Raw genomic sequence first — 23,420 nt, 5'->3', positions numbered from 1 at the left:
ATCCGCTCCGGGAATCGCTGTCAACCCAAGGAAAAGGAGTACAGAATGAGAAGAGTGCCACAATCAGCGTCGGTCATCGTTCTTTCGATCATCTCCACCATGCTGGCCATGCCGGGTAACGTCGCGGGACAGAAGTGTGACTGGTCTGGGAGCGCCGGGCTGTCGATCCCCGCGACCACGGTCTCAAATGAACCGGCAGCCTGACAGCCGTATCGTGTTCCACCGTCGAGATGAAGTCGAGGGCCGTCAGGGAATCCATCCCGAACCCGGCCAGCGGTCGCGCCGGATGGATGCTCTCCGCCTGCAGTCCCGCCAGTTCGGCCACGCGGCTCCGAACGAGTCCGTCGAGCGGTGTCGAGGGCGCCGGGGGAGGACCGAGGGCGGGACGCGAGAGGGTGGCGCGGGAGGCCGCGATCGTCTCGCAATCGTCCGCTTCGGGTGTGATCGAGGGGACCCACGGGGCCGCCCCGATCTTTCCGTTAACGGCGCACTGCTGTCCCATGCGCAGGAGCGTGGATCCCGGGCCGATCTCGACGAAGCCCGGTGGCTGCCGGGCCAGGAGCGCGCGCATCGCGGTGACGAACTGAATGGGCTCGGATACGTGCCGCAGCCAGTATTCCGGCTCGCGGATTTCCCCGTCCATCGCGGTGCCGGTGAGGGCGGAGATGTACGGAATCCGGGGCGGGTGGAAGCGCACGGAACGGACCGTCTCGCGATACTCGGCGAGTATCGGGGCGATCCTGGGCGAGTGGGTGGCCTGGGACACCTCGAGCGGAATCACGCGAATGCCGGCCTTCCGGAACTCCGTCCCGATCCGCTCGAGGGCGGTCGCACCGCCGACCAGCACGACGGTGCCCGGTGCGTTGACGGCTGCGACGGATACACCGGGGTCGGCCTCGCTCAGGGTTTCGGCCACTCGTGCCTCGGTCGCCTTCACGGCGAGCATGCGGCCGTCGAAGGGCAGCGCCGCGAGGAGTCGTCCCAGCTCCGAGAGCATCCGGAGTCCATCCTCCATGCGGAAGACACCGGCGGTGACCGCAGCGGCGTATTCTCCCACGCTGTGGCCGAGAACCTGTCCCGGTACAACGCCCCACGACATCCACAGGCGGGCCAACGCACATTGCAGGGCCAGGGTGGTGGGGCAGCTGTACAGGGTATCGTGAACATGCCGTCGATCTTCGTGCGACCCGTAGAGTACGTCGAGAACCCCGGGGGAGAGGTCGGGCGCGAGCACGTCGTGACATCGCTCCAGCGTGTCACGGAACACGGGTTCCGCCGCAAACAATGCCTCGCCCATGCCTTCGTATTGCGATCCGAGGCCCGTGAACAGGAAGGCGGTCCCGGGCCCTCCTGCGCTCGCCGCGGCGTTGCTCGTCGGTTCCATGCGGGAATATGCTCAACCTTCGGACGTTCAACTACCTACCATCTGACGGGGACTACATGTTCATACCGACTCGTCGAGCGATCCCTCGCCTCCGCATCGCGGCGTGCCTCGTCGCCGTATGCCTCGCCGGGACGCTGGCGCCCGGAACCAGGTCGGCGCCAGCCGGAGCCCAGGAGAATCCCGAAATCCTGGTCAGCGCCCAGTGGCTCTCCGAGCACAGGGACGCCCCCGACATCGTCGTACTGCACGTCGGGATGGCCCGGATGGGCCCCACTACCGAGTTCGTGCAGGGCGCACACTTCCTCGAGTACCACGACATCGCCGTGGAGCGGAACGATCTCATCACCGAACTCGCGCCCGTCGAGGATCTCGTCGAGGCGTTCCGGGCGGCCGGTGTCTCCAACGACCGGCACGTCGTGGTGGTGGGCGACCTGGGCCATGTCTCGGCGCGCGTGTTCATGACGCTCGACTACCTGGGGCACGGCGACCGCACGTCCGTGCTCGATGGCGGGATGGCGGCGTGGAAGGCGGCCGGCGGCGAAGTCTCGGCCGAGTCCGCCATCCCGACGCGCGGGGGCTTCGAGGCCGACGTGCGAGAAGACATGCTCGTCACGGCGGAGTGGATCGAGGAGCGCCTCGACGATCCCGGCGTCACGCTCATCGACGCGCGGCCCGACAACGAATACACGGGGGAGCGCCCGGGGCGGGACTTCCTTCGCGGCGGCCACATCCCCGGTGCCTACAACCTCTACTGGCAGGACCTCACGGGTGAGGAGATCTCCACGCTGGTGGACCTGGCCGAGGTCAAGGCGCGCTTCGACGAAAGCGGTGCCACCATGGATGGTGTGGTCGTCAACTACTGCCTCATCGGCATGCGGGCGAGCTACACGTACATGATATCGAGGTATCTGGGCTACGACGCGAAATTCTACGATGCGTCGTGGAATGACTGGGGCCGCAGGGAGGATCTCCCGCTCGTCACCGGCCGTGACCGCAGGTAGATTTGACAGGCTGTCTTGCCGCTTTCTCGCTGGATGTCTTGCTGGAGGTTGTGACATGAAGACCGTCTCCGGAGTACTTGGCGCGCTCCTCATCGCTGTGATCGCGGTGCTGGCCTTCGGCAGTTCGGACCGCGGCCAGGTGGGCGCGACCGAGGCGCCGCCGGCCTCGGCCGCCCCGAGTCCGGCGGCGGTGGTCTCGATGGTGACGCCGGCGCCGCACTCGATCGAGGCCAGCCCGGATTCTCCGGTCGAACTGGTGCTGACCGAGGCGCTGGATCCCGCCCGCTTCGATCCCGCCGCGTTGTCGGTGTTCGGCCGCTGGAGCGGCGTGATGACGGGCTCCGTGGAGCTCTCCGACGATGGCCGGCGCCTCCGCTTGGATCCCGGTGAGCCCTTCCACGCCGGTGAGTCGGTCACCGCTTCGCTTCGCGCCGGAGAGAGGCTGGTCGGCGGTGACGCGATGGAGACGGGTTTTGCCTGGAGCTTCTGGATCCGGCCCCAGGCCGGCTCGCTGGACATGATCGACCGCGGCGCGCGGATCGTGCTCGACGACGGGGAGAAACACGTCCAGCCCTATGGGGCCTACGCCGGCGACTTCAACGGAGACGGATACCCCGACATTGCGATCCCCAACGAGGTGTCCGCGGATGTCCGCGTGATGTTCAACGACGGCAAAGGCGACTACAACGAGTTCCGCGTCCTCGACATCCCGGGCGGAAGCTGGCCGAGCCCGAACGAGGGAGCGGACTTCAACGGCGACGGCCTCACCGACTTCGTCGTCGGCAACGCCGGGAACGATCTCGTGTCGGTGTTCCTGGCCGACGGGAACGGCTGGTTCGAGCTGGGAAGCAACGTCAACGCCGGGCAGAACGTGCGGGGCGTGTGCATCGGCGACTTCGACCAGGACGGCTGGCCGGACGTGGCGTCGGTCAACATGTCCGTAGGTCCGGACGCATCGAAGGGTAACGTGGCCATGCTGCTCAACAACGCGGATGGGACGGGCGATCTGAGGCGCGCCTCCGAGATCGCCTCGCCGGGCCGCGGCGAGAAGACGTGCGCGACGGCCGATGTCGACAATGATGGACGACCCGATCTGCTCGTCGGGGCATACTTCACGGACGAGGTGCTCGTCTACATGGGCGACGGGCGCGGCAACCTCGAACTCGGTTCGCGCGTGCGGGCGGGCGGAAAGCCGTGGATGATCGTGTCGGGCGACGTGGACGGCGACGGCAACGTCGACGTGATGTCGGCGAACCGCGAGGGCAACAACGTGGCCGTCCTGATCGGCGACGGCGCGGGCGGCTTCGCCGACCCCGTGGAATACGAGACCGGAGCATCGCCGCTCGCGGTCGATGTGGGCGACATCGACGGCGACGGAGACCTCGACGTCGTGACGAGCGACTTCGAGGGCAACAGCTTCACCGTGCACGAGAACGCCGGGGACGGAACCCTCGTGAACCCCAGGAAGTATCCCGCAGGCAGCAACGGTTCGTGCGTCGTCATCCACGACCGGGATCTGGACGGGGATCTCGATCTCACCGGAGTGGATGAGACGGACGACAAGATCTTCATCCTGGAGAACCCCGGAAGATGACGTCGAAGTCGAAGATGAAGCCGAAGAAGGAATGGCGGCAGGAGCTGCCCGAGCCGGCCTACAAGGTGCTGTTCGAGGAGGCGACGGAGCGCGCGGGCACAAGTCCGCTGAACGACGAGAAGCGGCCCGGCACCTTTGTATGCGCGGCCTGCGGCGAAGCGCTGTTCACGACCGACATGAAGTTCGACAGCGGCACGGGGTGGCCCAGCTTCTTCGAGAGCATCCCCGGCACGCTGGAGACGAAACGGGACTTCAAGCTCATCCTGCCGCGCACGGAGTACCACTGCGGCGGCTGCGGGGGGCACCACGGCCACGTCTTCAACGACGGACCGGAGCCCACGGGCAAGCGGTTCTGCAACAACGGGGTCGCGCTCCGGTTCATCCCGGACGACGACTGAGGCGAACCCCGCTGGACGTGCGTGGGCACGTGCGCGTGCAGGTCCGCCTGTCGGCGCTCGTGGCCGCAGTCGTGGCCTGGCTCGCGACGGCCGCCGGCGTGGCGGGGCAGTTGCCGGGCTCGACCGGGTCGTGCGAAGCGCGGGCCGCGGAAACTCGCGGCGCCGGCGAGGGCGGCCCGCCCACCGGCCGGCCCGCGACCGATCTGCACTGCATCAGCCTCTTCTCGACCGCCAGGGCGGGGGACGCGCAGGGGCTCGTTGAACTCGGACGCGTTCCATCGCCGTTCGGCGTTACGGTCACGCCGACCGGCCACCACGTCCGCGAGTTGACCGCGCACATCGAAGGCCTCCCGCCGCCCTCCGCGCTCGGCCCCTACACGGTCTACATGGCGTGGGCCACGCCGCTCGAGTTGGCACCCGTCGTGCCGCTGGGCCCGGTCGCGAACGGCGAGCACGGGTTAGGGCGCGTCGCGTTCAACAAGTTCCTCGTCCTGGTCAGCGCAGAGGCCTCCGCCGACGCCGAAACGCGCGAGGGGCCGCTCGTGCTCAGGGGTCGTTCGCCCTCCGCCCTGATGGAAGCGCACGATCTCCTGGCCCTGGCGCCCTCGGCGACGCGGCGCGCGGCCGACCGGGCCCCGGCGCGCTGGGATGCACCGCCCGGCTACCCCGGCATCCCCATGCTCCCCGGCGTGATGGACCTCGAGCCCCGCGCGCGCCCCGCGAGCCTCGAAAGCGCGACCAACTTGCCCACCTGGGAGAACCTGCCCGAAGCGGCCGAGCGCCAGATCGTCGATCTGCCCGGCGGCGGCACGCTCGACCTCGAGGCGACCGTGGTGCGGCGCGAAATCGGAGGCCGGCGCCTCGCCATGCTCGCGTTCAACGGCCAGCACCCCGGCCCGCTCATCCGGGTGCCCGAGAAGTCCACCATCTTCGTGAACTTCACCAACCGGACCCCGTACCCCACGGCGGTGCACTGGCACGGCATCCGGCTCGAGAACCGGTTCGACGGCGTCCCCGGGCTCACCCAGGATCCCGTCGAGCCCGGCGAGTCCTTCCAGTACCGGATCTACTTCCGGGACGCCGGCGTCTACTGGTATCACCCGCACCACCGCGAGGACGTGCAGCAGGAACTCGGGCTGTACGGAAACCTCCTCGTCGACCCTGCGAGCGCCGACTACTACGGCCCCGCGAACCGCGAGGAGGTGCTCATGATCGACGACATCCTCTTCGACGAGAACGGGCTCGTCGACTTCGGGGAGGAATCGGCGAACTACATGCTCATGGGCCGGTTCGGGAACCGGGCTCTGGTGAACGGCGAGCCGGTCTACGCACTGAACGTCGACCGGGGCGAGGTCGTCCGCTTCCACCTCACGAACGCCTCCAACACGCGCACCTTCAACCTCTCCTTCGTCGACCTCGAACGCGGCGGGATCCCCGATCCCGACCAGCGCGTCGCGGACCCCGACGTCGAGGATCCCCATCGCCTTCCGATGAAGGTCGTGGCCTCCGACGTGGGCCGCTTCGAGCGCGAGGCGTGGGCCCGGAGCGTTGTCCTCGCGCCGGCGGAGCGCTACGTGATCGACGTCCGCTTCGACCGCCCCGGCACGCACGCGCTCGTCAACCACGTACAGGGGATCAACCACCGGCAGGGCGTCTTCCGCGCCGAATTCTGGACGCTCGGCACCGTGAGGGTCGCGTCACAGGCCGCGGTCCACGACCACGGGGCCGCGTTCGAGACGCTGCGCGAGCACGCGGACGTGATCGCGGACATCGACCGCTACCGGACGCGCTTCGACGCCGAGCCCGACCACGAACTCGTGATGACGCTGGAGACCGAGGATCTCCCGCTCGCCATCGAACGGTCCATGGCCTACGACTGGGTCTACTTCAACCCGGTCGAATGGACCGGGACCATGCCGCGCATGAACTGGGCCTCGACCGGCCGCGAGATCCGGTGGGTCCTGCGCGAGGCGAGCACGGGACGCGTGAACGAGGAGATCGAGTGGAACTTCACCGTCGGCGATGTCGTGAAGATCCGCGTGGTCAACGACCGGGGCGCCTTCCACGCCATGCAGCACCCGCTCCACATCCATGGACAGCGCTTCCTCGTCCTTTCCCGGGACGGAATACCGAACCCCAACCTCGTCTGGAAGGACACCGTGCTGTTGCCGGCCGCATCCACGACAGACATCCTGCTGGAACTGTCGAATCCCGGCCGCTGGATGATCCACTGCCACATCGCGGAACACCTCGAGTCGGGCATGAAGATGGTGATGAATGTTGCCGACGCCCCACCGTGACCGGCGGACCGCTCATAGCCGTCGAAAGGAAGTTCCGATGAAGATCCTCCCCCGAAGCCGCCTCTCCGCCGTCCTCGTTCCGCTCGCCGCAGGGAGTCTGGCGTTCGCCGATGCGCGGGCCCAGGAACCGAACGAGAGCTTCATCGCGGTACAGGCCCCCACCGTCGCGCTCACCAACGTGAAGGTGATCGATGGCACCGGCGGCCCCGCCCGCGACGGCCAGACCATCGTCATCCGCGACGGGCGGATCGCCGACATCGGTCCCGCCGACGAGGTGGCGGGCCGGCTCCGGAATGCACAGGTCCTCGATCTCGAGGGGCACACCGTGATTCCGGGGCTCATCGGACTCCACAACCACAGCTACTACACGGGCGGGAACGGTCGGGCGGCGCAGCTCTCGTTCTCGGGTTCACGGCTCTATCTCGCCTCCGGGGTGACGACGATCCGGACGACCGGAGCGCGCGCCCCGTACGAGGAGATCAACCTCAAGCGCGCGATCGACGAAGGGCGTGCCATCGGCCCCAACATGTTCACCACCGGCCCCTACCTCACGGGGCAGGAGGGCGCGCAGTCGATGGCCCAGCTCGAAGGCGGCGAGCAGGCCCGCCGTCTGGTACGCTACTGGGCCGAGGAGGGCGTCCCCTGGTTCAAGGCGTACACCTGGATCAGCCGCGAGGAACTCGGAGCGGCGATCGACGAAGCGCACCGCCACGGCGTCAAGGTCACGGCGCATCTCTGTTCCGTGGGATACCGGGAGGCCGTGGCCCTCGGCATCGACAACCTCGAGCACGGGCTGCTCGCGAACAGCGAGTACTTCCCGGGCAAGGAGCCGGACGATTGCCCGTCGGGGTTCCGGAACGACTACGCCGACCTCGACGTGAACTCCGAAGACGTGCAGGCCACGTTCCGCGCCATGATCGAGAACGATGTGGCGATGACCTCGACGCTGGCCGTGTATGAGATCTCCGTCCCCGGTCGCGGTCCGATCGATGAGCGAATCTACGAGATCCTGGCGCCGGAAATCGCGGCGGAGGTACGGGAGATCGCGGAACTCCGGCGCAATGCGACGCTGGATTCGGGGATCGGGATCCACCCCGACGTCTACCGGAAGGCGCTGGAGTACGAGTACGCGTTCGTGCAGGCCGGAGGTACGCTGGCGGCCGGCGTGGACCCGACCGGTTACGGCGCGGCGCCGCCGGGATACGGCGACCAGAAGAACTACGAACTGCTGCTCGAGGCCGGTTTCACGCCCGCCGAAGTCGTGCAGATCATGAGCGCGAATGGCGCCAGGGTGCTGGGGATCGACGACGAGACAGGGACGATCGAGGTCGGCAAGGTCGCGGACCTCGTCGTGCTGGAGGGCGATCCGGAAGCGGACGGTCACATACGCGAGACGCGCATCGTGTTCAAGGGCGGCGTGGGCTGGGACGCTCCCAAGCTCATCGAGTCGATCCGCGGCATCGTCGGTATCCGCTAGCGGCCGCTCAGAAACCGATGGACTTCGACACTTTCACGGCGAGGACTCGCTCGATGGTCTCGCTCGCGGCCAGATCACGTCGCTCGGTATAGACGAGAAAGATGTCGCTGAGCGGAGAATAGAGATAGTTGAAGCGCACGTTCGTCACGAACTGGTCCTGGGCGGCATTATACTGTACAAAGGCGCTCGCAAATATCCTGGTCGAGAATCCATAGTCGATCCGGCTCCCGAAGACATCGGCCGTGAACGTACCGTCGGGGAGCGAGATGTTGTTGTGCACCGCCGAGAGGTCCACGGAGAGATGATAGTTCGGCCGCCACACCAGTCCTCCGGACAGCGACGTACGCGTCCCGTGAAAGAAGCCGCCTCTTTCGACGCCGACAAAGCCCGACAGCACCCGGCCGGGAGCGGACCGGTATTGCAGTGACCCCCCGCCGAAGTCGTACCGCCCCACCGGAATCGTCGCGTCCGACGTGACGCGGAACGGCTCCCGCAGGAGCTCGAACCGATCGCTGTACTTGAGAGACAGCCGGCTCCCGTTCAGAAAAGCCACGTCGAAGCCCGCGGCCCGGGTCCGCGTCACGAGTACGGATCGGAGGTCTTCGACATAGTCGAGTTCGAGGTAGGGATTGACCTCCTGAATGCCGGGCACCGGAGGCCGCGGGTGAAGGCCGACCGTAGCGTAGCTCTGGCGGATGTCGCGCCGGCGCACGAACCCCACCGTCGGGTTGAAGGAATCGCCGACATGGCGCCATAGCGCCGACGCATCCCAGAGTTCGTCCCTCCACCCCACCCACATGCGTGCAGCGAGCTCATTCCCGCTGGAATCCGGTGAGCGCGTGAAGGCCACGAACGGGGCGAAGAGCAGCGATGGGAGCGGCCTGAGGTTCGCGTCGAACCCGAAACTGCGGTTGAAATCCGGGTATCCCTCGACGCCGGCGCCCGTCGCCTGCCTGTTGATGAACACCGCCCCCACGTCCGATGTCCCGAACACGTTCCGTCGGGCCCTGAATACGGAGAAATTCTCGGCTGGCAGCCCACGGCTCTCCCGCGTCTGGAGGTTGAGGAGGCCGACCTCGAACCCGCCTGTCCGCCCCGTGAGACGCGCGCCCCCGAGGATGGGGATCGGCTCCCCCGCCCCGGCGAGGCCGATACGCCGCGAATGGAACAGCGTGAGGTCGCGCAGGGAGACCCCGGTTCGATAACTCCGCTCCGACTGGTCGCCGAACGCGAACGTCCCCGAGTTCTCGACGAAGAAGTCGCGTTTCTCGGGAAAGAAGAGCGGGAAGCGGGTCAGGTTCACCTGCTCCTGGTCGACCTCCACCTGCGCGAAGTCCGTATTGTAGGTGAGGTCGAGCGTCAGCCCCGGGGTGACCCCGAACTTCACATCGAAGCCGACATCCCCACTGGTCCCGCCGCGGTCCTCGCCGAGCAGTGCGCCGGACTGGTCCTCGGCCAGGACGTACGGCTTTACCCGCAGGTTGAGCCCCGGCTTGACGCCCCGGAACCCGCTCAGCGTCCCCGCCTTCGACATCTTGTGGATCTGGTCCCGGCGGTCGAGGGGAGCCCAGAAGGTGTCCTCCGACTTGCGCCGGATCCGGCGCAGGATCTGGAGCCCCCAGACCTGGTCCTCCTCCGACGGATTGAAGCGGAGCGTCGAGAACGGGATCTCGATCTCGACCGTCCAGCCCTCATCGTTCGCGGTGGTCTCGACCCGGATCGGGCCCTCCCACGCCTGGTTCTCGGAGCGGCTGTCGTCGAAGATCTGCACGTCCTTGAGCGCCCCCTCCGGGTTCACGAGGAACATGAAACCGTTCCGGCGGTCGAGGTACGTGTCGAGCGTCACACCGAAGACGTCGGACCCTCCGCTGTTGAAGTCCTGCTTGAGACTGGACACGAAGAAGCGGTCCGGCTCCGAGTCGTAGCAGATGGCGCCGATGTACAGCGCGCGGTCGTCGTACACGAAGCGGACCACGGTCTCCTCGGTGGCGGGCGCCCCGGTGACCGGACGGGACTGGACGAATCCGGTCAGGGGTTGAGCCTGCTGCCAGGCGGGGTCATCCAGACGGCCGTCCACCGTCGGAGGCTGGTCCGTGTGCAAGGCTTGCGCAGTCGGGCGCGGGGCGGTCTCCACCGCGATCCGGTCAGGCGTCTCGCCGCGCTCCTGTCCGACAACCGCCACCGGGACGAGGAGGATGTGGGAGGTGAGAAGGACCCCGAGCGTCCACCGCCGGGACAGACGCCGGGTCAGTTCCAGATCCGCCCCCGCAGCTGTTCGACGTCGAGGTTCCCGCCGCTGAGGACGCAGGCGACCTTCGTCCCCCGGGGCGCGTCGATAAGCCCGTGAAGGACGGCGGCGACCGATGCGGCAGCGGCGCCCTCGGTCACGAGTTTGGCCCGCGTCATCAGCCACAGCATGGCGTCGAAGATGTCGTGGTCGGGGAGGGTCACGACGCGCTCCACGAACCGGCTTACGACGGACGCTGTGTTGTCGCCGACCCGCTTCACCTTCAGCCCGTCGATCGCGCAGTCCACCCGGTCGAGCGTGACAACTTCGCCCCGCTCCACGCTCAGCTTCATGGCGGGGGCCCCCGACGATTCCACGCCGAAGACGCGGATCGCGGGATTCATGCTCTTCAGCGCCATCGAATTGCCCGAGATGAGGCCCCCGCCCCCGATGGGGATGACGACGAGTTCGACCTCCGGCCAATCCTCCAGAATCTCGAGACCGAGCGTGCCCTGGCCCGCGATCAAACGTGGGTTGTCGAAGGGGTGTACGTACGTGAGCCCGCGTTCCTCGACCAGTTCCAGCGCCTTCTCGTTAGCCTCGTCCCAGATCGTCCCGTGGAGCACGACCTCGGCGCCGTACCCCTCGGTGGCCGCGATCTTGGCCGGGGTCGCATTCTCCGCCATGACGACGACGGCGGGGATTCCGTACAGACGGGCCGCCAGCGCGACCCCCTGCGCATGGTTGCCCGCCGAAGAGCAGATGAGGCCCCGGGCCCGCTCTTCCTCGCTCATGTGCGCCATCACGTTCAGCGGCCCGCGCACCTTGTAGGAACCGCCCCGCTGGAAGAGTTCGGCCTTGAGGCGGATATCGAAGCCGGAGGCCTCGCTCAGCGAACGCGATGTGAGCAGGGGCGTGTGGTAGACGTGCGGCGCGACATGTTCTCTCGCGCGCTCGAAGTCTTCCCGCGTCAACGTGAGTCCGGGGATCTCGACGTGTGGCGTCACTCGGGCCGTCTCTCGGCTGGAGGTGGGCTGGCGGCCGGGTCTGCGTGCACGGTCGCCCGGGCGTCGACCCATCCTTGCGCCGGAGGCTATCCGCCGGCAACACTGGACGCGCCCCCCCCGCCACGGACCGCCGGCTGAGGATCCGCCACTTGAACCAGCCACACGACACCCCGAAACCCGGTCGCGAACGTTTCGGCACCCGCGCCGGTTTCGTGCTTGCCGCCGTAGGATCCGCCGTCGGGCTGGGCAACATGTGGCGCTTCCCCTATCAGACCGCCGAGGGCGGGGGCGCCGCCTTCCTCGTCGCCTACGTGTTCATGGCCTTCCTCATCGGCGTGCCCATGATGCTGGCCGAGTTCGCCGTGGGGCGGCGGGCCCGGAGTTCGGCGATCGGGGCATTGCGCTCGGTCGGCGGTGGGCGCTGGGCGGTGCTGGGCCTCCTCTTCCTCGTCACGTCGACGATGATCCTGGCCTACCTGTCCGTGATCACGGGCTGGGCCCTGCGATATGCACTCGATGGCCTGACGACGGGATTCCATGCCGACGCCGCGGGGCGCTACGCGGCCATCGCGTCCGGCCCCTCGGCGGTCGTGTTCCATCTGGTGTCGATCGGCGCGACGGTGTCGATCGTCGTGTTCGGGGTCCGAAAAGGGATCGAGCGGGCCAGCATGCTGCTCATGCCGCTCCTCTTCGTCCTCCTCATCGGCCTCGCCGTGTGGGCCGCGACGCTGCCGGGGGCTGCGGAGGGGTACCGGTTCTACCTCTCGCCGTCGCTGGGCGAACTGCTGAACCCGGTCGTGCTGCAGGGCGCGGCCGCGCACGCCTTCTACTCGCTGAGCGTGGGTATGGGGATCATGATCACCTATTCCTCCTACCTCTCCCGGACCGCGAACCTTGGCCGCGAAAGCGCCGTGATCGCGCTGTCGGACTTCTCCGTCGCCTTCGTGGCGGGGCTCGTCGTCTTTCCCATCGTGTTCGGGCTCGGACTCTCGGAGGATGTCGGAGAGAGCACGCTGGGCGTCCTGTTCATCTCCCTCCCGAGCGCGTTTGCTCAGATGGAGGTGCTGGGCCGGATCGTGGGCACGTTGTTCTTCATCGCCGTGATCGTGGCCGCGATCACCTCGGCCGTCTCCCTGCTCGAGGTGGCGGCCTCCATGCTGATCGATGAATGGAAATGGACCCGGCGCCGCGCGACGCTGACCTCGGGCATCCTGGTCGCGGCCATCGGCATCGTGCCCGCGCTGTCGCTGGGCGCCCTCGGCGTGATGGACCAGATCGGCGCGGAACTCCTCACCGTGCTGGGCGTTCTCGCCATGGCCGTGCTCGTGGGGTGGGTGATGAAGAACCCGGAGGACGAACTCCGGATCGGGTCCTCGCCCGCTTTCATGCGTCTGATCCCGGTGGCGCGCTTCCTCATCCGCTACGTGGCCCCGCCTCTGCTGGCGTATGTCAGCTGGATCGCGCTCCGTCAGACGATCCGCGTGCTCGGCGGCGGATGAGAGCCTGACCGCCGCCCCGGCCATATCCTTACACCATGTCGATCGACGAACTCAGGACGGAACTCGCACGCATCGATCGCGAGCTGCTCGAGCTGGTGGCCCGACGGCTCGAGTTGGCTGCGACCATCGGGGGGGAGAAGCGCGCTACCCGCACGCCCACGCGAGATTACCGACAGGAGAAGGTGGTCATCGAGCGAGCCCGGACCGCCGCAAGAGACCTCGGGATCTCGCCGCGGCTGGCCGAAAACCTCGTAATCTCGCTGATTCGTTCGTCGCTCACAGTCCAGGAGCAGGGCAGGGTGGCGGCTTCCAGGCGGGGGGGCGGCAAGCGCGCCCTGGTCATCGGCGGCTCCGGGAAGATGGGGGACTGGTTCGTGCGGTTCCTCTCTTCACAGGGGTTCGCGGTGGAGACCGCCGACCCGGACGGGGGGCACCACAGCGACTGGGCGGAGACCTCGCTCGAACACGACCTCATCGTGGTGGCGACACCTATGGTCGTGGCCAACGCGATCCTGGAACGGCTGGCGGGAATCGGGCCACCCGGTCTCGTCTTCGACATCGGTTCGCTCAAGAGCCCGCTACGGTCAGGTCTCGAGGCTCTGGTGGCGGCCGGCGTCCGCGTGACTTCCCTCCACCCCATGTTCGGTCCCGACACCGAACTTCTGTCCGGCGAACACGTGATCTTCGTGGACCTTGGCTGCCCCGACGCGACGGAGGAGGCCGAGGCCCTTTTCGCTTCGACGATGGCGACGCGAGTGCGTATGGACCTGGAGAGCCACGACCGCGTGATCGCATTCGTACTGGGGCTGTCGCATGCGCTCAACATCGCATTCTTCACGGCGCTCGAACGGTCCGGCGAGACCACGCCGCGGCTCGCCGATGTCTCGAGTACGACGTTCGAGGCACAACTCGACGTGGCCCGCGTGCTGGCCGGCGAGAACCCCCACATGTACTTCGAGATCCAGTCGCTGAACGAGTACGGGGACATCGCGCTTGACGAACTCGTCAAAGCGGCCGAGAAGGTCCGGGAGACGGTCGAAGCCGGAGACGAAGCCGCCTTCGTGGCTCTGATGTCCGCGGGCCGGCGCTTTCTCGAGTCCCGGGGGTCGCCGGAATAGCAGCCTTTGGCTGGCGAATCGGCCGCCGGAAACCCTATCTTGCTCAGGCTGGGTGCGGGGGTGGGGTGGTGCGTCCAAACGCCGCGCCAGGTTGCGGTGTTTGCCCAGAGAGAACGGGCGACAGCCGGTGAGGTCTAAATGAAGAAGTTCGCGATCGCGGCTCTGGGTACGGCGGCGCTGTGTCTCGTCGTCACAGGCGAGGATGCGCCTCTGGGCGGACCCACGCGCGCGCTTGCGGTCGCCCCCGCCCCGGACACGCTGGCGAACTCCGTCATCCACACGGTGTGCGTTCGCTGCCACAACGACACTCGCCGGGCCGGAAGCCTCTCGTTCCTGGAGTTCGACGCTACCGAGGCCGTGGCCAACGCCGAGACGGCCGAAAAGATGATCCGGAAGCTCCGCGCCGGCATGATGCCGCCGCCCGGAATCCGGCGGCCCGCAGCGGCCACGATGACGGCGATGGTCGAGGAACTCGAGACGCGGCTGGACGCGGCGGCGGGCGGAAGCCCCAACCCGGGGACGCGGACGTTCCAGCGTCTCAACCGGGCCGAATACCGGCGTGCGATGCAGGACCTCCTGGACCTGGATGTCGATATCGGCGCGTTCCTGCCGACCGAAACGATCAGCGACAACTTCGACAACATCGCCGACGTGCAGATGATGTCCGCGACGCTGATGGAGGGCTATCTGCGGGCGGCGGGCGAGATCAGCCGCATGGCGATCGGCGACCCGGATGCCGGCCCGCGGCAGGTCACGTACAAGGTGCCCAAGACGGCGTCACAGGCGGTGCGGGCGGAGGGGGCGCCCTTCGGCACGCGGGGCGGAATCTCGGTCATCCACATCTTTCCGGCGGACGGCGAGTACGTGTTCAAGATGGACATGCACCCCGGCCCTACGGGTTTCCTGTACGGGATGACCGCCCCCGATGAGAAGATCGAGGTCTCGGTCAACGGCGCGCGCGTGGCGCTGCTCGACATCGACCCCTTCATGTCGGAGTCCGACCCGCAGGGCATGGTGATCGAGACCGAGCCGATCCATGTGCGGGCGGGCCCCCAGAGAGTCACGGCGGCCTTCCTCCTCAACGCCGAGGGTCCGGACAACGACCTGATCAAGCCGATCGATTACAAGCTGGCCGACTCGAACATCGGCAGCGCGTACGGCGTCACCACGCTCCCGCATCTGCGCGATTTCATCGTCACCGGGCCGTTCGCGGTCACGGGCGTCTCGGAGACGCCGAGCCGCAAGAGGGTCTTTTCGTGCCGTCCCACGGCGCCTGGGGAAGAGCGGCCCTGTGCGAGGGAGATCATCACGGCGCTCGGCACCAAGGCCTATCGCCGCCCGATGGAGACGGACGACGTCGCAGACCTGATGGTGTTCTTCGATCTCGGGACCGAGGACGGCGGGTTCGAATTCGGGATCCGCACCGCGCTCCAGGCGATCCTCGCCAGCCCGCACTTCGTCTTCCGCCTCGAGGAAGTGCCGGCGGACGCTCAGCCGGGCGACGTGTACCGCCTCGGCGATATCGATCTCGCCACGCGTCTTTCCTACTTCCTCTGGGGCACGCACCCGGACGACGAGCTCGTCGAGTTGGCGCATGCGGGCCGTCTCTCGGAGCCGGAGGTGCTGGAAGCGCAGGCGCGGCGTCTGCTGAAAGACCCGCGCTCCGAAGCCCTGGCCACGCGCTTCGCCTCACAGTGGTTCCGCCTGCAGGATCTCGAGAAGATCCACCCCGACGCCCTGCTCTATCCCTACTGGGACCACCGACTTGTCGAAGCGATGCTGAGGGAGACCGAGCTCTTCTTCGAGCACCTCGTGCGCTCGGACGCGCCCTTCTTCGAGCTGCTGAGCGCGGACTACACGTTCGTCAACGAACGGCTCGCGCGACACTACGGAATTCCCGGCGTGACGGGCGAGGAATTCCGCCGCGTACATATCCCCGACGAGGCCCGCCGCGGCCTGCTGGGGCACGGAAGCATCCTCACGCTGACGTCACACGCGGATCGCACGTCGGCGGTGCTGCGCGGCAAGTGGGTGATGGAGGTGCTGCTGGGCAGCCCGCCGCCCCCGCCTCCGCCGGACGTGCCCGACCTGGAGGCGACGGACGAGGCGGAGGACGGACGTTTCCTGACCGTGCGGGAGCGGATGGAGATGCACCGGTCGAACCCGGCCTGCCGGTCGTGTCACCGGGTCATCGACCCGATCGGTCTCGCGCTGGAGAATTTCGACGTGACGGGGGCGTGGAGGATCAAGGAACAGGGCCGGCCGGTGGACACGACGGGCGAACTCTACGACGGGACCCCGATCCGGAGCGCCGCGGACCTGCGGGCGGCTTTGCTCGAGCGCGAGGATTCGCTGGTCCGGACGTTTGTGGAAAACCTCATGGCCTACGCGCTGGGGCGGCGGATCGAATTCTACGACATGCCGACGGTGCGGGAGATCGCGCGCGTGGCGAAGGCCGATGATTTTCGGATGACGTCGTTCATCATGGAGGTCGTGAGGAGCACGCCCTTCCAGATGAGCGCCGTGGAGATGGTGGCAGACGACGATATCGATGCGGGTGGCGAGCGCTGAGACGCGGACGCCGAACAAGATCAGGAGGAGTGAGCATGGACGTCATCACAGGGAAGCACTTGTCCCGCCGGACGGCGCTGAAGGGTCTTGGCGCTACGGTGGCGCTGCCGTTCCTGGATGCGATGCTGCCGGCTGGTCGGCTGTGGGCCGCCACCAAGCCGTTGACCGATGTGAAACGGTTCATCGGCATCGAGATGGTACACGGCGCCGCCGGCTGTAACGAGTGGGGGGCGTCGCAGTTCATGTGGTCGCCGGAGAAGGTGGGGCGCGACTTCGATCTGACGCCCAGCAGCCTGAGCCCGCTCGAGCCGTGGCGAGACTACCTGACGATCATCTCCAACACCGACATCGAGGGTGCGGAGGCGAGGACGGCGAAGGAGATCGGCGGCGACCATTTCCGGTCCAGCGCCGCGTTCCTCACGCAGGCCCACCCGAAGCAGACCGAGGGGTCCGACGTGCTCGTCGGCACTTCGATGGACCAGTACTACGCCCAGCGCTTCGGGCAGGACACGCCGATTCCGTCCATGCAGCTCTGCATCGAGAACGTGGATCAGGCCGGCGGGTGCGCGTACGGCTATGCCTGCGTCTATACCGACACGATCAGCTGGGCGTCGCCGACGGAGCCGCTGCCCATGATCCGCGACCCGCGGGCCGCGTTCGATCAGTTGTTCGGGGCCGGTGGGACGGCGGAGGACCGGGCACGGCGTCGGCGCACCGACCGCAGCATCCTCGACTGGGTCATGAGCGAGGTCGTGGGCCTCAAGCGCGACCTGGGCGCGACGGACCAGCGGCGCCTCGACCAGTACCTCGACAACATTCGCGAGATCGAGCGCCGGATTCAGCGCATCGAGGCGCACAACGCGAGCGGGGAGGTGCGTGAGATCCCCGAAGCGCCGCCCGGCGTACCGGACGACTTCGCGGAACATGTCCACCTCATGTTCGACTTGCAGGCTCTGGCCTTCCAGTCGGACCTGACGCGGGTGTTCTCGGTCAAGCTGGGCCGCGACGGATCAGGCCGGGTGTATCCGGGCAGCGGCGTGGACTCGGCGTTCCATCCGGCCTCGCACCACGGCGGCCGCGAGGAACGCGTGACCGAGTACGCTCAGATCAACCGCTACCACGTCAGCATGCTGCCGTACCTGCTCGAGAAGCTGGCCAGCATCGAGGAGCCCGATGGGAACCTGCTCGACAAGAGCCTGATCCTGTACGGGTCCCCCATGGGCGACTCGAACCTGCACAACCACAAGCGTTGCCCGCTGTTCGTGGTGGGCGGGGCCGGCGGCGAACTCGAGGGCAACATGCACATCAAGGCGCCGGACGGGACCCCGATGGCCAACGTGATGCTGAGCCTGATGCACAAGCTCGGCATGGACGACATGGAGAGCTTCGGCGACAGCACCGGCGACTTCTCGTTCTCGGCGGTCTCGGAAGATTGAGTCGGAGGGCTGATCGATGTTGAAGACAGTCGGGAAGGCAAGCTTCAGAGCGAGCGCCCTCGTAGCACTGTTCGCTACGGCGCTGTGGGCAGCCGCGCCGGATGCGCCGGTCGCCGAGGCGGCGGCACGAGGCGACCTGGAGTCGGTGCGGACGCTTCTCCGGGACGGGGCCGATGTCAACGCCGCTCAGGGCGACGGGATGACCGCGCTCCATTGGGCGGCGTTGCGAGGCGAGGCAGAGATGGTCTCGGTGCTCGTTTACGCCGGGGCCAATGTCGCGTCGACGACCCGCCTGGGCGCCTACACACCGCTGCACCTCGCGAGCCGGGACGGACGTGCCGAGGTGGCGGCCCTCCTGATCGACGCCGGCAGCGATCCGAACGCGGCCACGACGACCGGGAGCACAGCGCTCCACTTCGCGGCCTCCGGCGGCGACGTGCCGACGCTGACGAGTCTCGTGGAGGCCGGGGCCGAGGTCGACGCGCGCGAAAAAGCCCACGGGCAGACGCCGCTCATCTTTGCGGCTGCCGCCGGCCGCCTCGAGGCGGTACAGGCGCTGATCGCGCACGGCGCGGATGTATCGGCCGCGTCGCGTGTCATGGACTTCGTCGAAAAGGCGCGTTACGACGGCGAAGCCCGCGGCCGGCGCCAGGACGTTCTGGCGGCGATCCGGAAGGCCGAAGCGGAAGCCCGCGGGGAAACCGTGGAGGTGGGTGCCGCGACCCGCACGGACACGCCCTCCGGGCAGGAACCGACCCGCCGCGAGGCCGCGGACCGGGCAAACCGGGACGGAACAGACACGGCCCCTGCGACACAGGGGGCGGGAGCCACCCCCGGCCAGGAGACCCCGCCGGAAGAGCCCGCCGAGACCGGGGCAGAGAAGCCCGAGGACGCCCAGGGCGAGGATCCCCCCGAGGCGGCGGAGGAAGCCGCGGAAGACGAAGAAGCCGCCGAAGACGAAGAGGCCGAGACGGCAGAAGATTCGGCTGAGGAACCCTCCGAGACGAAGCCGGCGCCGCGGCCCCTCGGCTACAGCGATATCGTGGGCCGGCAGGGCGGCATGACGGCGCTCCACTACGCGGCTCGCGAGGGCTATTTCGAGACGGTCGTGGCCCTCCTCGCCGCCGGCGCCGACATCAATCTGAGGACCGAGGGAGACCTGAGTACACCGCTCGTCGTCGCGACCGTGAACGGCCACTACGACATGGCAGCCTACCTGCTTGCGCAGGGGGCGGATCCCAACCTCGCGAGCGAGGACGGCGTGGCGCCGCTCTACGCGACGATCGCCAACCGCTGGGCTCCCAAGGCGCTGTATCCGCAGCCGACCGCGTTCCGACAGCAGGAACTCGACTACATGGAGCTGATGGAGATGCTCGTCGCGGCCGGGGCGGATCCGAGCGCACAGGTCAATACGCACATCTGGTATTCCGCCTACAACTTCGATCTGCTCGGCGTGAACTTCAGCGGTGCGAGCCCCTTCTGGCGGGCCGCGAAGGCGCTGGATATCCCCGCTATGCGGATGCTCGTCGCGGCCGGGGCGGACCCGCACATGCCGTCGAAGAAGACCCCTTCGCGCCGGCGTCGGTCATCGAATGACGAAGAGGAGGAAGATCCCAGCGGGCTTCCACCGGTAGAGATCGGCGGTCCGGGGATTCCACCCCTGGTCGTGGCGGCAGGCTACGGCTACGGGCGTTCACGCACGGGTAATCAGCACCGTCACGCGCCGGACAGCTGGCTGGTTACGGCGAAGTATCTTGTCGAGGAGATGGGCGCCGACGTGAACGGGCGGGATTCCGACGGGTTCGGCGCGCTCCACTACGCCGCGGCCCGCGGCGACAACGAACTCATCGAGTACCTCGTCGGCAAGGGCGCGGATCCGCTGATCGTGGCCCGCTCCGGGCAGACGACGGTCGACATGGCGAACGGGCCGATCCAGCGCGTGCAGCCGTTCTTTGAGACCATCGCCCTCCTCGAGGGCATGGGTGCGAAGAACAACCACAAGTGCCTCAGCTGCTGAGCTATCCCGCGGTGGCCCGATAGGGAGCGCTGGCCCTTTCGCGCACAGCCTCCACGATCCACGAGTTGATGCTCATCTCGCACGATGCCGCCGCCGCGGCCACGGCCGCGTGAAGATCGGAACCGAGGCGAACATTCAGCTTGCCGGAAAAGGGCTTCCTGGGCTCGACCCCGTCTTCCTCGCACCAGGCGAGGTACTCATCGATGGAGCGGTGAAACTCCCGACGTAGCTGCGCTGTGTCCGTCGCTTCAAACGTCGCGATCGGATACGCGCCACTGTTGATGACTCTCCCGTGAAGGATGTTGCTCGAGTCATCGAACTCTACCGCAGCCACGTATCCTTTGTACTCCATCATGGCTCCACCCCCACCGCTCGCAGGAAAGCCGCAATATCTCGAACCGTCTCCCGGCCCACGACGGGCCTGGGGTGGGGTCGGTGGATTACGATCCTGTCATCGTTCTTCCTGAGTCCGACCCGCGACCCCGAACGATCAAGGACCTCTACCCCGCAGGCCTGCAGCATGGCCCTGATGTCGTCCCACCGGAGATCCGTTGGCGTCGGCTTCTGGTGGACGCGCGCCAGGATCTTGCGGTGCTTGGTTCGCATGGGCGACCAGAATAGCCGGACAATGGTACCATGACAAGTACCATGTGAGCGCGCCGCAATTGGTGCAAGGGCGAACTGCCCAGGCTGCCTAGCTTCTGCTCGACGTCCGTTGTGAGACGGAGAGCGGGTAGCCGTCGGGATCCCGGAGCGTGAACTCGATCGCGCGCGCGTTTGGGTTGAAGTGCGGCTCGTCGAGGAGGTGGGCCCCCATCGCGCGAGCCCGGTCGAACACGGCCTGCGCATCCTCCGTCCGGTAATAGAAGAGGACGCCGCGGCCGGGCGTCCCCTCGGCCGGATCCGTCATCCCCGGATGGGCCTCGAACTCGCGGTGGTGGAGCATGAGTTCGAGGCCGCCGTCCGGCCCCATGAGCATCTCGAACTCGTCGCCACCGTGGCCGCTCGCGAAGCCGAACAGCTTCACGTACCAAGCCGAACTCGCCGCCACGTCACGGACGACGAGCATGGGCGTGAGCCCGGGATTGGTCGCGGCCATCGGCTTCTCGCTTCCGGCGGCCGCCTACCGGCTCGAGTTGTTCGTCTGGGCCTCGGCCGCGCGCCTGGCCTCTTCCCGGGCGGCGACGAGCGTCTCGAACTCCGCGGGATCGAGATAGGTCACGTCGACCCAGAGATGGGCCATCTCATCGACCGTGCGATCTCCCCAGTCGACCCACTGTTCCGGGTCCGGGTTGTTCGGGTTCTCGGCCGTGTTGTCGTGCCAGGCGGTGATGACGAGTGTCGTCCCCGCGGGCAGGAGAGGGGCGGCGTCTTCCTCGTAGATGTAGTTGATGTGCCAGTTCCACTGGAAGTTGTCGACCTGGTTGATCAACTCCTTGCGGCCGTCCGGGTAGATGGCCTCGAGCGCCATCGCCTTGCCGCGCATGTGCATGTGCGGTTGGAAGTTCTCGAGCCGCGCGGGCCAGCGGAGGGTGTGGAAGTCCTGCGTCACCGCGACCTCGCCCGGGGGAATATCCAGACCGGTCGGGCCGGTGGCGTTGTAGAACATGAGTCGCGTGCGGTTCCTGGGCTCCTCACCCTTCGGATAGAACCAGACCCCGAGTTCGACGTAGCTGTCCTCGACCCGCGTGCCCATGGCGTGCATGTGCACTTCCCAGCGGATCTTTGAACCCGGCAGCATGATCTTGCCGGCCCCCTCGGGGAAGATTTCGCCCTCCTTGCCGACGGCCCATTCCATGAACAGACCGGCGCCCCCCATCGCGCCGCCGCGCGTGCTCGCCTCGACGATCCCGGCGCTCATCGGGCTGTCTTCCTCGTCCTGCTGGAGAAAGGCGAGGACATGGTGCGTGATCGTGCGGGCGTCGTTGCCGGCGGGCTTGATCTCTATCGCTCTCACCCACCGGGGCTCGGTGAGCCCGGTCGGCGTCTCGGGTCGCCACCACTTGTCCATCGTGACGGCTTCCAGCGTGAAAGGCTCGGAGGCGACGACCAGATCGGGCTCCCCGAAATCGCCAAGGAGCCTCCATTCGTTCGGATCGGGGAACTCGGCGGGCGGCGGCAGGTCGGCGGGGTCGCCTTCGACCCTCCCGCCATCGATCCATGCGACGAGCGTTTCGATTTCCTCGCTCGTCAGGCTGCGGTCGTTCCTGAACTCCTGGATGCCGACGGTTGGGTCGAGGTGCCAGGGGGGCATGATGCGGTTGGAGACCTTGTCGCGCATCCCCGTGGCCCACCGGTAGGCGTCCCGGTAGGTGAGGAGCGGCATGGGGGCAATAGAGCCCTCTTGATGACACTCCTGGCAGTTTGCCTGGAGGATCGGCATCACATCGCGGTTGAAGGTCACCTCCGGATGCCCGTTTTCCTGCGCCTGCGCGGGGAATACGCAGTTCGCGGCGAAGTTCAGGGCCCCGAGCGCCGCGCCGAACACCATCAGCCTTCGCCCCAACGAGGCAATGTCGTATCTCATCGTCGTGCTCCTTTCACGGGCGGACCGTGACCCTCACGAACCCGTTCGTCCAACAGCATTGCGCATGCCCCGCCGTCGCGACACCCGAGGCGTCGTTCGCGCGGACACGCAGTATGTATTCGCCCGGTACGCTGAACATGACAGGGGTGGTCACCTCACCGCCGCTCGTCGGCACATCGGCGGTCGGCTCGCCGAACTCGATGTCACCGGGGCCCTGGTGCTTGAACCAGGTGAGGCGGACCGGTGCGCCCTCTCGCCCTGCCGCCGCGATGCCCCCTCGGGCCACACCGTCATCGCGCGCATGCACCGTCACCGAAAAGGGCTCGCCCGCACGGGTGTCGAGCGGTCGTCCCCAGACGCCGGCCGGTCCGCCGCCCTCCGCGCCGCCTGTCTCGAACTGGAGGACGGGCGGCGTATTCCCGCTGCCAGCCTCGCCCACGAGGGCATCGATCTTCCAGTCCACGTGCAGGTGTCCCGGAATGCGGAACCTTTCGCCGCCCATCCGGAGCGTCCAGTAGACCTTCTCGTCCCCGAAATCCGCCGGAACCCTGACCGTGAAGACGCCGAAGTGGCGGCGCGTGGCGAAGGATGTGGGCTGACCGCCCTGAAACTCGGCCGGCTCGATCAGGTTGTCGGGTCCCAGCGGGATCTCCACGACCTCGTCGAAATTCCGGTTCATGTAACCGAAGGAGAGCGAAAGCGTCCCATCGGCGTTTTCGTACCAGCCCTCGTAGGCGGGGGTCACCGTCTGGCCCCGGCCGCTGCGGCTCCCGAGCGGAACCTGCGCCGCCAGCGGGATGGTCTTCGCGCAAAGCGCCGCGACGAGAACGAAGGGCAGGATCCGGAGCCCCCGCATCGAACTGC

18 protein-coding genes are annotated in these 23,420 nt (G+C 67.5%); 10 read left to right on the top strand and 8 right to left on the bottom strand.

The features are described from left to right. Positions 1–88: 88 nt before the first annotated feature. Positions 89–1,384, bottom strand: a complete 1,296-nt coding sequence (locus ACN9M6_RS08470) for an acyltransferase domain-containing protein (RefSeq protein WP_419162495.1) — start codon at positions 1,382–1,384, stop codon at positions 89–91. A gap of 56 nt (positions 1,385–1,440) precedes the next feature. On the opposite strand from ACN9M6_RS08470, the gene ACN9M6_RS08465 reads away from it, so the two are divergent. From ACN9M6_RS08465 to ACN9M6_RS08445, 5 genes are read left to right on the top strand one after another with little or no spacing between them, the layout of a single operon-like run. Beyond that, the gene (locus ACN9M6_RS08465; protein WP_419162494.1) at positions 1,441–2,385 is read left to right on the top strand and encodes a sulfurtransferase; all 945 of its coding nucleotides are present in this window, start codon (positions 1,441–1,443) and stop codon (positions 2,383–2,385) included. 55 nt (positions 2,386–2,440) lie between these two features. Beyond that, positions 2,441–3,979 (top strand): FG-GAP-like repeat-containing protein, encoded by a 1,539-nt coding sequence (locus tag ACN9M6_RS08460; protein WP_419162493.1) that lies wholly within the window; start codon positions 2,441–2,443, stop codon positions 3,977–3,979. Further along, a complete protein-coding gene (gene msrB, locus ACN9M6_RS08455; protein WP_419162492.1) occupies positions 3,976–4,377 on the top strand; it encodes a peptide-methionine (R)-S-oxide reductase MsrB in 402 nt (133 codons plus the stop codon). Before ACN9M6_RS08460 ends, msrB begins: the two co-directional genes overlap by 4 nt. Before the next feature lie 17 nt (positions 4,378–4,394). Further along, on the top strand, positions 4,395–6,677 hold the full coding sequence (locus ACN9M6_RS08450) for a multicopper oxidase family protein (RefSeq protein WP_419162491.1): 2,283 nt from the start codon (positions 4,395–4,397) through the stop codon (positions 6,675–6,677). A gap of 37 nt (positions 6,678–6,714) precedes the next feature. Further along, the gene (locus ACN9M6_RS08445) at positions 6,715–8,154 is read left to right on the top strand and encodes an amidohydrolase family protein (RefSeq protein WP_419162490.1); all 1,440 of its coding nucleotides are present in this window, start codon (positions 6,715–6,717) and stop codon (positions 8,152–8,154) included. A gap of 7 nt (positions 8,155–8,161) precedes the next feature. Here the strand turns inward: ACN9M6_RS08445 and ACN9M6_RS08440 are convergent, their stop codons facing one another. Both ACN9M6_RS08440 and ACN9M6_RS08435 read right to left on the bottom strand, forming a co-directional pair. Continuing rightward, complete coding sequence (locus ACN9M6_RS08440) at positions 8,162–10,255, bottom strand: DUF5916 domain-containing protein (protein WP_419162489.1); 2,094 nt, start codon at positions 10,253–10,255, stop codon at positions 8,162–8,164. A 146-nt stretch (positions 10,256–10,401) separates the two neighbouring features. Continuing rightward, positions 10,402–11,388 carry a threonine ammonia-lyase gene (locus ACN9M6_RS08435; protein WP_419162488.1) on the bottom strand — a complete coding sequence of 329 codons (987 nt, stop codon included), beginning with the start codon at positions 11,386–11,388 and terminating at the stop codon, positions 10,402–10,404. Between the two features lie 149 nt (positions 11,389–11,537). Here ACN9M6_RS08435 and ACN9M6_RS08430 point away from each other — a divergent pair, with 149 nt between their 5' ends. The 5 genes from ACN9M6_RS08430 (at position 11,538) to ACN9M6_RS08410 (ending at position 20,029) form a co-directional block, all read left to right on the top strand. Beyond that, the gene (locus ACN9M6_RS08430; protein WP_419162487.1) at positions 11,538–12,887 is read left to right on the top strand and encodes a sodium-dependent transporter; all 1,350 of its coding nucleotides are present in this window, start codon (positions 11,538–11,540) and stop codon (positions 12,885–12,887) included. Between the two features lie 35 nt (positions 12,888–12,922). Then, positions 12,923–14,005 (top strand): prephenate dehydrogenase/arogenate dehydrogenase family protein, encoded by a 1,083-nt coding sequence (locus ACN9M6_RS08425; protein WP_419162486.1) that lies wholly within the window; start codon positions 12,923–12,925, stop codon positions 14,003–14,005. A gap of 138 nt (positions 14,006–14,143) precedes the next feature. After that, positions 14,144–16,576 carry a DUF1592 domain-containing protein gene (locus tag ACN9M6_RS08420; RefSeq protein ID WP_419162485.1) on the top strand — a complete coding sequence of 811 codons (2,433 nt, stop codon included), beginning with the start codon at positions 14,144–14,146 and terminating at the stop codon, positions 16,574–16,576. Between the two features lie 35 nt (positions 16,577–16,611). Continuing rightward, positions 16,612–18,012, top strand: a complete 1,401-nt coding sequence (locus tag ACN9M6_RS08415; RefSeq protein ID WP_419162484.1) for a DUF1552 domain-containing protein — start codon at positions 16,612–16,614, stop codon at positions 18,010–18,012. A gap of 16 nt (positions 18,013–18,028) precedes the next feature. Next, positions 18,029–20,029 carry an ankyrin repeat domain-containing protein gene (locus ACN9M6_RS08410; protein WP_419162483.1) on the top strand — a complete coding sequence of 667 codons (2,001 nt, stop codon included), beginning with the start codon at positions 18,029–18,031 and terminating at the stop codon, positions 20,027–20,029. 1 nt (position 20,030) lies between these two features. Here ACN9M6_RS08410 and ACN9M6_RS08405 read toward each other — a convergent pair whose 3' ends face one another. The 5 genes from ACN9M6_RS08405 to ACN9M6_RS08385 form a co-directional block, all read right to left on the bottom strand. Then, on the bottom strand, positions 20,031–20,384 hold the full coding sequence (locus ACN9M6_RS08405) for a type II toxin-antitoxin system HicB family antitoxin (RefSeq protein WP_419162482.1): 354 nt from the start codon (positions 20,382–20,384) through the stop codon (positions 20,031–20,033). Continuing rightward, complete coding sequence (locus ACN9M6_RS08400; protein ID WP_419162481.1) at positions 20,381–20,635, bottom strand: type II toxin-antitoxin system HicA family toxin; 255 nt, start codon at positions 20,633–20,635, stop codon at positions 20,381–20,383. The genes ACN9M6_RS08405 and ACN9M6_RS08400 overlap by 4 nt, the downstream gene beginning before the upstream one ends. Before the next feature lie 88 nt (positions 20,636–20,723). Continuing rightward, positions 20,724–21,128: a VOC family protein gene (locus tag ACN9M6_RS08395; RefSeq protein WP_419162480.1), complete on the bottom strand. Its 405-nt coding sequence runs from the start codon at positions 21,126–21,128 to the stop codon at positions 20,724–20,726. A gap of 24 nt (positions 21,129–21,152) precedes the next feature. Then, positions 21,153–22,556: a c-type cytochrome gene (locus tag ACN9M6_RS08390; RefSeq protein ID WP_419162479.1), complete on the bottom strand. Its 1,404-nt coding sequence runs from the start codon at positions 22,554–22,556 to the stop codon at positions 21,153–21,155. A gap of 13 nt (positions 22,557–22,569) precedes the next feature. Further along, positions 22,570–23,412 carry a hypothetical protein gene (locus tag ACN9M6_RS08385; RefSeq protein WP_419162478.1) on the bottom strand — a complete coding sequence of 281 codons (843 nt, stop codon included), beginning with the start codon at positions 23,410–23,412 and terminating at the stop codon, positions 22,570–22,572. Positions 23,413–23,420: the final 8 nt, after the last annotated feature.

Origin of the sequence: Candidatus Palauibacter sp. (assembly GCF_965197445.1) — a bacterium.
GTDB lineage: Bacteria > Gemmatimonadota > Gemmatimonadetes > Palauibacterales > Palauibacteraceae > Palauibacter.
Note: the sequence above shows the minus strand (reverse complement) of the source record. Positions and strands in the feature narration are given on the sequence as shown.

Coding starts and splice junctions, on each gene's coding strand:
- ACN9M6_RS08470 (WP_419162495.1), bottom strand. CDS start 1,384: ATGGAACCGACGAGCAACGCCGCGGCGAGCGCAGGAGGGCCCGGGACC.
- ACN9M6_RS08465 (WP_419162494.1), top strand. CDS start 1,441: ATGTTCATACCGACTCGTCGAGCGATCCCTCGCCTCCGCATCGCGGCG.
- ACN9M6_RS08460 (WP_419162493.1), top strand. CDS start 2,441: ATGAAGACCGTCTCCGGAGTACTTGGCGCGCTCCTCATCGCTGTGATC.
- msrB (WP_419162492.1), top strand. CDS start 3,976: ATGACGTCGAAGTCGAAGATGAAGCCGAAGAAGGAATGGCGGCAGGAG.
- ACN9M6_RS08445 (WP_419162490.1), top strand. CDS start 6,715: ATGAAGATCCTCCCCCGAAGCCGCCTCTCCGCCGTCCTCGTTCCGCTC.
- ACN9M6_RS08425 (WP_419162486.1), top strand. CDS start 12,923: ATGTCGATCGACGAACTCAGGACGGAACTCGCACGCATCGATCGCGAG.
- ACN9M6_RS08420 (WP_419162485.1), top strand. CDS start 14,144: ATGAAGAAGTTCGCGATCGCGGCTCTGGGTACGGCGGCGCTGTGTCTC.
- ACN9M6_RS08415 (WP_419162484.1), top strand. CDS start 16,612: ATGGACGTCATCACAGGGAAGCACTTGTCCCGCCGGACGGCGCTGAAG.
- ACN9M6_RS08410 (WP_419162483.1), top strand. CDS start 18,029: ATGTTGAAGACAGTCGGGAAGGCAAGCTTCAGAGCGAGCGCCCTCGTA.
- ACN9M6_RS08405 (WP_419162482.1), bottom strand. CDS start 20,384: ATGATGGAGTACAAAGGATACGTGGCTGCGGTAGAGTTCGATGACTCG.
- ACN9M6_RS08400 (WP_419162481.1), bottom strand. CDS start 20,635: ATGCGAACCAAGCACCGCAAGATCCTGGCGCGCGTCCACCAGAAGCCG.
- ACN9M6_RS08395 (WP_419162480.1), bottom strand. CDS start 21,128: ATGGCCGCGACCAATCCCGGGCTCACGCCCATGCTCGTCGTCCGTGAC.
- ACN9M6_RS08390 (WP_419162479.1), bottom strand. CDS start 22,556: ATGAGATACGACATTGCCTCGTTGGGGCGAAGGCTGATGGTGTTCGGC.
- ACN9M6_RS08385 (WP_419162478.1), bottom strand. CDS start 23,412: ATGCGGGGGCTCCGGATCCTGCCCTTCGTTCTCGTCGCGGCGCTTTGC.